The 8,747-nt window shown below is 62.6% G+C and carries 6 protein-coding genes; 5 read left to right on the plus strand and 1 reads right to left on the minus strand.

From position 1 onward, the window contains the following. The first annotated feature begins 94 nt into the window (after positions 1–94). From clpB to ilvN, 3 genes are all read left to right on the plus strand, one after another. A complete protein-coding gene (gene clpB, locus F0A17_RS20505; protein WP_149330229.1) occupies positions 95–2,677 on the plus strand; it encodes an ATP-dependent chaperone ClpB in 2,583 nt (860 codons plus the stop codon). A gap of 509 nt (positions 2,678–3,186) precedes the next feature. Then, complete coding sequence (locus F0A17_RS20510; protein ID WP_149330230.1) at positions 3,187–4,911, plus strand: acetolactate synthase 3 large subunit; 1,725 nt, start codon at positions 3,187–3,189, stop codon at positions 4,909–4,911. Continuing rightward, entirely contained in the window at positions 4,911–5,402 is a 492-nt protein-coding gene (ilvN, locus tag F0A17_RS20515; protein WP_149330231.1) for an acetolactate synthase small subunit, read from the plus strand. Before F0A17_RS20510 ends, ilvN begins: the two co-directional genes overlap by 1 nt. A gap of 56 nt (positions 5,403–5,458) precedes the next feature. On the opposite strand, the gene ilvY is transcribed toward ilvN, so the two are convergent. Then, a complete protein-coding gene (gene ilvY, locus F0A17_RS20520; protein WP_149330232.1) occupies positions 5,459–6,346 on the minus strand; it encodes an HTH-type transcriptional activator IlvY in 888 nt (295 codons plus the stop codon). Between the two features lie 181 nt (positions 6,347–6,527). Between ilvY and ilvC the strand changes: the two genes are divergently transcribed. Further along, entirely contained in the window at positions 6,528–7,544 is a 1,017-nt protein-coding gene (gene ilvC, locus F0A17_RS20525; protein WP_149330233.1) for a ketol-acid reductoisomerase, read from the plus strand. Positions 7,545–7,689: 145 nt separating this feature from the next. Next, positions 7,690–8,568: a CDP-diacylglycerol--serine O-phosphatidyltransferase gene (gene pssA / locus F0A17_RS20530; RefSeq protein ID WP_149330234.1), complete on the plus strand. Its 879-nt coding sequence runs from the start codon at positions 7,690–7,692 to the stop codon at positions 8,566–8,568. Positions 8,569–8,747: the final 179 nt, after the last annotated feature.

Here is an 8,747-nt window from a genome sequence, read left to right on the forward strand (position 1 = left end):
AAGCCGGCCATGCTGACTCCATTGAACCTGTCAATACGATACGACAGGGCCAAGCGGTGCGTCTGACCGCGCCGCCACCCCAATGGAGGAATTGATGCGACCCGATAAATTCACTGCCAAGCTGCAGAACGCCGTGGCCGACGCCCAGTCCCTGGCCGTTGGGCGAGGGCACAACCAGCTCGAGCCTGGACACTTGCTGCTGGCCCTGCTGGATGCCCGCGACACCGGTATCAAGTCGCTCATCCAAAAGGCCGGCGGCGATGCCGCACGGCTGCGCGACGGCTTGGTGGGGCACCTCGACGATCTGCCCAAGGTGGGTCAGTTCACTGGCGAGGTGCAGCCCTCGCGTGATTTCGCCAAGCTGTTCAACCTGACCGACCGCGAAGCGCAGAGGCGCGGCGACCAATACATTGCCAGCGAGTTGGTGTTGCTTGCGGCGCTCGAGATGGGTCATGCGGTGACCAAGCTACTGCAACAGGCCGGCCTCAGCCGCCAGGGACTGGAGCAGGCCATCGACAGCGTGCGTGGCGGCGAACGGGTCGACGACCCCAACGCCGAGGAGCAGCGCGAGGCGCTGGAGAAGTACACCCTTGATCTCACGGCGCGTGCCGCCGACGGTAAGCTCGACCCGGTGATTGGCCGCGACGACGAGATACGTCGCACCATCCAGGTGCTGCAACGGCGCACCAAGAACAATCCGGTGCTGATCGGTGAGCCCGGCGTGGGCAAGACGGCCATCGTCGAAGGTCTGGCCCAGCGCATCGTCAACGGCGAGGTGCCGGAAGGGCTCAAGGACAAGCGTGTGCTGTCGCTCGACATGGGCGCGCTGCTGGCCGGGGCCAAGTTCCGCGGTGAGTTCGAGGAGCGGCTGAAGGCGGTGCTTAAGGAACTGGCCCAGGAGGAGGGCCGGGTGATCCTGTTCATCGACGAGCTGCATACCATGGTCGGTGCCGGCAAGGCCGAAGGCGCCATGGACGCCGGCAACATGCTCAAGCCGGCGCTGGCGCGCGGTGAACTGCACTGCGTGGGCGCCACCACCCTCGACGAGTACCGCAAGTACATCGAGAAGGATGCCGCGCTCGAGCGTCGTTTCCAGAAGGTTCTGGTCGACGAGCCCTCCGAGGAGGATACCGTGGCGATCCTGCGCGGCCTCAAGGAGCGTTACGAGGTACACCACGGTGTCGACATCACTGACGGCGCGATCATCGCTGCGGCCAAGCTCTCGACCCGCTACATCACCGACCGCCAGTTGCCCGACAAGGCCATCGACCTGATCGACGAGGCGTCGTCGCGTATTCGTATGGAGCTCGACTCCAAGCCCGAGGAGATGGATCGCCTCGATCGGCGGCTGATCCAGCTCAAGATGGAACGCGAGCACCTCAAGAAGGAGACCGACGAAGCCTCGAAGAAGCGTCTCGAGAGCCTGCAGGAGCAGATCGACGATCTAGAGCGCGAATACGCTGACCTGGACGAGATCTGGAAAGCCGAGAAGGCCAGTATTCAGGGCGCCGCCCAGTTCAAGGACGAGCTCGACCGTGCTCGCATCGATCTGGAGCAGGCGCGTCGCCAGGGCGATCTCGGCCGCATGTCGGAACTGCAATACGGCGTGATACCCGAGCTGGAGAAGAAGATCGCCGAGTCGAGCGAAACCGAGGCCGACACTTCGAGCCATAAGTTGCTGCGCTCCAACGTCACCGAGGAGGAAATCGCCGAGGTGGTGTCGCGCTGGACCGGCATTCCCGTCGCCAAGATGCTCGAGGGCGAGCGCGACAAGCTGCTGCGCATGGAAGAAGCGCTGCATCAACGGGTGATCGGTCAGGAGGAGGCGGTCACCGCCGTGGCCAACGCCGTGCGCCGTTCGCGTGCGGGGCTTGCCGACCCCAACCGGCCCAACGGCTCGTTTTTATTCCTCGGCCCGACCGGGGTGGGCAAGACCGAGCTGTGCAAGGCGCTGGCCAGTTTCCTCTTCGACACCGAGGAGGCGATGGTGCGCATCGACATGTCGGAGTTCATGGAAAAGCACTCCGTGGCGCGGCTGATCGGCGCACCTCCCGGCTACGTGGGCTACGAGGAGGGCGGCTACCTGACCGAAGCCGTGCGGCGCAAGCCTTACTCGGTGCTGCTGCTCGACGAGGTGGAGAAGGCCCACCCGGACGTCTTCAACATTTTGCTGCAGGTGCTGGAGGACGGGCGTCTCACTGACGGTCAGGGGCGCACCGTGGACTTCCGCAACACGGTGATCGTGATGACCTCCAACATGGGCTCGGACATCATCCAGCGCATGGGCGGTGCCGACGAGCAGTACGAGGAGATGAAGAGCGCCGTCATGGACGTGGTGGGCATGCATTTCCGCCCCGAGCTGATCAACCGTATCGACGAGGTGGTGGTATTCCATGCCCTGCGCCAGACGCAGATCGAGGCGATTGCCGGCATCCAGCTCGACCGCCTGCGCGCTCGCCTGGCCGAGCACGGCATGCAGCTCGAGGTCAGCGACGAGGCGATGGCCCAGCTCGCCCTCGCGGGTTTTGACCCGGTGTTCGGGGCACGGCCGCTCAAGCGAGCGATACAGAGCCGCATCGAGAACCCGTTGGCCCAGGACCTCCTGGCGGGTCGGTTCGCTGCCGGTGACGTCATTCACGTCAAAGCCGAAGGCGACAAACTGGTGTTTCGAACGTAATACCAACCCTTACGCATTCGCCATCCGCGAGGCTGGCGAAAGGCTACACTGTTCTATAGGTTGCGTCCTGTAACCCCCTTTGCCCGCCCGCTACTCGCCGGCGGGCTTTTTTAACTCCCACGACGCCATTCGAAAGTGCTAGCCGCGACGGCGCAGCGGTTGACACTGCCGCATGGCTATTGGAATCTTGAGCGTTCCTGATTTGCGGGCACGGATACTCGAGGGCGATCCCCCACTTCCGTGCGAAGGGTAGGCCAACGGGCCTCTACCCGCCGAAGGATACCGGAGCCGGCCAACCGCCGGTCCGGCCAACGCCCCGACGCGGCGATCCGCCGCGATGAGAGTGCAGGCCCCAACCGGGCCAGTAGGATGCGTGCCGTCACGATCGCATCCAATGCCAGGGTTTGGCATCAGGTGCCGGCAGGGCCGGCAGCGGCGTATCGCCGCACTCGACCCCGTGCCCATTCCGGGCGCGGATCGCACTCGAGACCTCCAGGGGAGATACACAAGTGGAATTGCTTTCCGGCGCGGATATGATCGCTCGATTCCTGCAGGATGAAGGCGTCGAGTATATCTATGGCTATCCCGGCGGCGCAGCGCTGCATATCTACGACGCGCTGTTCCGCCAAGACAAGGTCAAGCACATCCTGGTGCGCCATGAGCAGGCGGCGACTCATGCCGCCGATGGCTACGCTCGGGCTTCCGGCAAGCCCGGCGTAGTCCTGGTCACGTCCGGACCCGGGGCCACCAACGCCGTCACCGGCATCGCCACCGCCTACATGGACTCGATTCCCATGGTAGTGCTGTGCGGCCAGGTAATGAGCCACCTGATCGGCGACGACGCCTTCCAGGAGACCGACATCATCGGCGTGACGCGTCCGATCGTGAAGCACAGCTTCTCGATCAAGCACCCGACCGAGATTCCGGAAGTGCTCAAAAAGGCCTTCTATCTGGCCTCGACCGGGCGTCCCGGCCCGGTGGTGGTCGACATTCCCAAGGACATGACCGCGCCCACCGAGCGTTACGAATACGTCTATCCGAAGAAGGTCAAGCTGCGCTCCTACAATCCGGTGGCGCGGGGGCATACCGGCCAGATCAAGAAGGCCGTGGAGCTGATGCTCAAGGCCAAGCGGCCGGTGTTCTACACCGGTGGCGGGATCATCACGGGGCGCGCCTGCGAGGGGCTTACCGATCTCGTCAAGCGGCTCGGCTTTCCCATCACGACCACGTTGATGGGCATCGGGGCCTATCCGCAAAGCGATCGCCAGTGTCTGGGTTGGCTGGGCATGCACGGCTCCTATGAGTCGAACATGGCCATGCACCACGCCGACCTGATCATTGCCATCGGGGCGCGCTTCGACGATCGCGTGACGAACAACACGTCCAAGTTCTGTCCCACGGCGAAGATCATCCACGTCGATATCGACCCCAGTTCGGTGTCGAAGACGGTGCGCGCCGACGTGCCCATCGTCGGGCCGGCGGCCAGCGTCATCGACGAAATGATCAGCCTGGTGCAGGGTAAGGAACTCGCTCACCCCGAATCGCTGACCGAGTGGTGGCAGAAGATCGATGGCTGGCGCGAGGAGCGCCGCGGCAAACTCTACGAGCCTTCGAAGCCGGGCGAACAGCTCAAGCCGCAGGAGGTGATCGAGGCACTGTGCGAGGTGACGCGCGGCGAGGCGTACGTGACCACCGACGTAGGCCAGCACCAGATGTTCGCTGCGCAGTACTACAAGTTCGACAAGCCCAACCGCTTCATCACTTCGGGCGGGCTCGGTACCATGGGCTTCGGCTTTCCGGCCGCCATGGGCATCAAGCAGAACTTTCCCGACGAGCAGGTGGTTTGCGTCACCGGCGAAGGCAGCTTCCAGATGATGATGCAGGAGCTTTCCACCTGTAAGCAATTCGGCGGAGGGGTGAAGATCATCAACCTGAACAACGCATCGCTGGGTATGGTGCGTCAGTGGCAGGATCTCAACTACAAGTCACGACATGCTCACTCCTACATGGAGTCGCTGCCGGACTTTGCCAAGCTGATCGAGGCGTATGGCTTCACCGCGCTGCGGGTGGAGACGATGGACGAGCTTCGTCCGGCACTGGAGCGCACCTTTGCCGACAAGCACGAGCTGGTATTCGTCGATGTCATCGTCGACCCGCGCGAGCACGTTTACCCGATGCAGGTGCCTCTGGGCTCCATGCGTGACATGCTGCTTTCCAAGACGGAGCGGACCTGATGCGCCATATCATCTCGATTCTCATGGAAAACGAACCGGGCGCACTGTCTCGCGTGGTGGGGCTGTTCTCGCAGCGCAACTTCAATATCGAGACGCTCAACGTGGCGCCGACCGAAGACCCGTCGCTATCGCGACTGACCGTGACCACCGTCGGGGACGACCGTGTGATCGAGCAGATCACCAAGCACCTCAACAAGCTGATCGATGTGATCAAGCTGGTCGACCTCACCGAGGGCAACCACATCGAGCGAGAACTGATGTTGGTGAAGGTCAAGGCGCTGGGAGCGACACGCGACGAGGTGAAGCGGACGGTAGACATCTTCCGTGCGCAAATCGTCGACGTCACGCCGAGTCTCTATACCGTGCAGATCACCGGGGATGCCTCCAAGCTCGACGCCTTCCTGCAGGCCATGGGGCCGGTGGGAATTCTCGAGGTGGCGCGGACCGGCGTGTCGGGTATCGCGAGAGGGGATAAAGTGCTGAGTCTCTGACGAGATGAGCGACAGCGATTCAATAGCGCTTGCCGCCCTGCGGGGCGGCTTTTTCGTCAGCGCTCCTCGACCTCGTCCCACAGCGCCTGGATCAAGGGGCTCTTGAGCTGCCGGTGGAGCACGCACAGGCCAACGTCATAGTGAGGCAGCTCGGGTTTTACCGGCAGCACGCGTACCCGCTCGGCGAGTGGACTGTTGTCGAGTACGATTTTCGGCACCACGCCGATACCGAAGCCCAGACCCACCATGCTGACGATCGCCTCGTGGCCGGCGACCTGGGCGTAGATGGTCGGCGCCACGCCCAGTGCCTTGAACCAAGTATCGGCATACTCTCGCGAGAGCCCCGCTTCCGAGAGCACCATTGGCACACCCTGCCACTGCTTGGCGGAGGGCGAGTCGGGCGTGGCGGGGATCCATGGCGCCTGCTCCACCGGGGCGATGAATACCAGCGGCGAACGGGTCAGCGACTTGAAGGCCAGTGCGCCTGGGGCGCTGCGCGGTCGAGGTGTGATCGCCATGTCCTCTTCACCGGCCAGCACCCGGCTCATCGCTTCCGCCGGGTCGCCGGTGTGCAGCTTGAGCTCGATGCGCGGGTGGCGCAAACGGAAGTCACTGAGTAGGTCGTAAAGGAAGCTATAGCTGGCGGTGACCGAGCAGTAGATGCTGATTTCGCCGGCGAGCTCGCCGGCCTGACTGCTCAGGGTGTGGCGTAACAGCTCCCACCGAGATAGAGCCTCACGCGCGTATGCCTGGAACAGCCGGCCCTGATGCGTCAGGGTGACGTGTCGGTTGTCGCGAACAAAGAGCGGGGCGTCGAGCATCTCCTCGAGCTGGCGGATGGTGCGCGAAAGGGTCGAGGGACTGACATGACATAACTCGCTGGCACGACCAAAGTGCAGCGAGTCGGCCAGAGCGAGGAACTGCTTGAGCGGGCGCATATCCATTCGGGCATTATTGCACGAACTGGCATGTCATGTTGCAAATATCGCGTTTTACGCAATGTGGTCATGGCGCTAAGGTGGAGTTCATCGAATGAGCCGACTCCCAGCGCCGCGACAGACGGCGCGGGTGGCCATCAACGCTGACACGAACACATGCCAACCTTTTCTTTTCAGGAGCAGCACCATGCGCGTCTACTATGACAAGGATTGTGACCTCGCCCTCATTCAGGGCAAGAAAGTCACTATCGTGGGTTATGGTTCCCAGGGGCATGCCCATGCCAACAACCTAAAGGAGTCCGGTGTCGACGTTACCGTCGCCCTGCGATCGGGCTCCTCCTCCGCCGCCAAGGCCGAAAGTGCCGGCCTCAAGGTCGCCTCCGTCGAGGAGGCATGCCGGAGCGCCGACGTCGTGATGATGCTGGCACCGGACGAGAATCAGAAGGCGATTTACGAGAACCAGATCGAGCCGAACCTGAAGGAGGACGCCACGCTGGCATTCGCTCACGGCTTCAATATTCACTACAACCAGATCGAGCCGCGTCGCGACCTCGACGTGATCATGGTCGCTCCCAAGGCGCCGGGTCACACCGTGCGCTCCGAGTTCGTCAAAGGCGGAGGCATCCCGGATCTCATCGCCATTCATCAGGATGCGTCCGGCAAGGCCAAGGAGCTCGCGCTCTCCTATGCCGCGGCCATTGGCGGCGGACGTAGCGGTATCATCGAGACCACCTTCAAGGATGAGACCGAGACCGATCTGTTCGGCGAGCAGGCCGTGCTGTGCGGCGGTGCCGTGGAGCTGGTCAAGGCGGGCTTCGAGACGCTGACCGAGGCCGGGTACGCTCCTGAGATGGCTTATTTCGAATGCCTGCACGAGCTGAAGCTGATCGTCGACCTGATGTACGAGGGCGGCATCGCCAACATGAACTATTCCATCTCGAACAATGCGGAGTACGGCGAGTACGTCACCGGCCCCGAGGTGATCAATGAGCAGTCTCGCCAGGCCATGCGCAATGCGCTCAAGCGCATCCAGACCGGTGAGTACGCCAAGATGTTCATTCAGGAAGGCAGCACCAACTATCCCTCGATGACCGCGCGTCGCCGCTTGAATGCGGAGCACGATATCGAGCAGGTGGGGGCCAAGCTGCGGGCCATGATGCCGTGGATCGCTGCCAATCAACTGGTCGACAAGACCAAGAACTGAAGACAATTCTGTCCCTTCGAAAGGGCGCGGTTATTCCGCGCCCTTTTTGCGTTCCTTGTATCGTACGCTTTTCGCCTAGTCGCCACCGTGTAGAATGAGGCGTACCACCTCCGGGTGACCTTTTTTCTGGCAACGGACGAGATGAATGAGTCAGGAACCAAGCAATAGCGAACGCACTCCCCGTCCCGATGGCGCCGAGTCGGGGGCGGATGAGCAGGAGCGGGCTCCGTCGGGCGAGGAGGACCTGGCCGCTGCCTTCCTGCGCGAGACCGAAGTCGTCGAGGAGTCGATCGAGGATGGGAAGAAGGTAAGACGCAGGGGAATCTACCTGCTTCCCAACCTGTTCACCACTTCGGCGCTGTTCGCTGGCTTCTTCTCGGTAGTGGCCGGCATCAATGGGGATTTCACCGCCGCCGCCGTCGCCATCTTCATCGCCATGGTACTCGATGGCCTGGACGGTCGAGTCGCACGACTGACCAATACCCAGAGCGCCTTCGGCGCCGAGTACGATAGCCTCTCGGACATGCTTTCCTTCGGTGTGGCGCCCGCGCTGGTGGCATTCACCTGGCTGCTGCAGGACATCGGCAAGACCGGTTGGGTCGTGGCGTTCCTCTATGTCGCCTGCGCCGCTCTGCGGCTGGCCCGCTTCAACGTGCAGATCGGCAGCGTCGACAAGAAATGGTTCATTGGTTTACCTAGCCCTTCTGCCGCCGCTCTCGTTGCGGCTAGCGTATGGACCTTCCATAGCTTCGATGCCGAAGCTGTCGGCTTCAAGCTATTGATGCTATTGGTGGTGGCGGCTGCAGGGGTGCTCATGGTCAGCAATATCCGCTACTACAGCTTCAAGGATATCGATCTCAAGGGGCCGGTTCCCTTCGTGGTGCTGCTCGCCATCGTGCTGGGGTTCGTGGTGATCTCGGTCGAGCCCTCCGTGATGTTGCTGTTGCTGTTCGGCACCTATGTGGCGTCGGGGCCGGTCCTTGCCATCATGCGCAAGATGAAGCAATCACCCCACGAAAGTTGAGCTGTCCACTCTTCGTATCGTCGCCCGCCACGTGCGGGCGTTGTCGTCTTCGCCCCCCGGCGCAAAACCATCCACAGGCTCGCGCGGCGAGCGCCTGTGGATAGTTCTGCCGTCATCGCTTCTTCATGCGCCTGCCGTCATTCTGAAACTTTTTTGCCAGCGGCCCTTGCGGGGTCGCG

Origin of the sequence: Billgrantia pellis, from assembly GCF_008297955.1 — a bacterium.
Taxonomy (GTDB): domain Bacteria; phylum Pseudomonadota; class Gammaproteobacteria; order Pseudomonadales; family Halomonadaceae; genus Halomonas; species Halomonas pellis.

Excerpts from the sequence above, each read along its gene's own strand:
- ilvC (WP_149330233.1), top strand. The coding sequence starts at position 6,528 with ATGCGCGTCTACTATGACAAGGATTGTGACCTCGCCCTCATTCAGGGC.
- pssA (WP_149330234.1), top strand. The coding sequence starts at position 7,690 with ATGAGTCAGGAACCAAGCAATAGCGAACGCACTCCCCGTCCCGATGGC.
- clpB (WP_149330229.1), top strand. The coding sequence starts at position 95 with ATGCGACCCGATAAATTCACTGCCAAGCTGCAGAACGCCGTGGCCGAC.
- ilvN (WP_149330231.1), top strand. The coding sequence starts at position 4,911 with ATGCGCCATATCATCTCGATTCTCATGGAAAACGAACCGGGCGCACTG.
- ilvY (WP_149330232.1), bottom strand. The coding sequence starts at position 6,346 with ATGGATATGCGCCCGCTCAAGCAGTTCCTCGCTCTGGCCGACTCGCTG.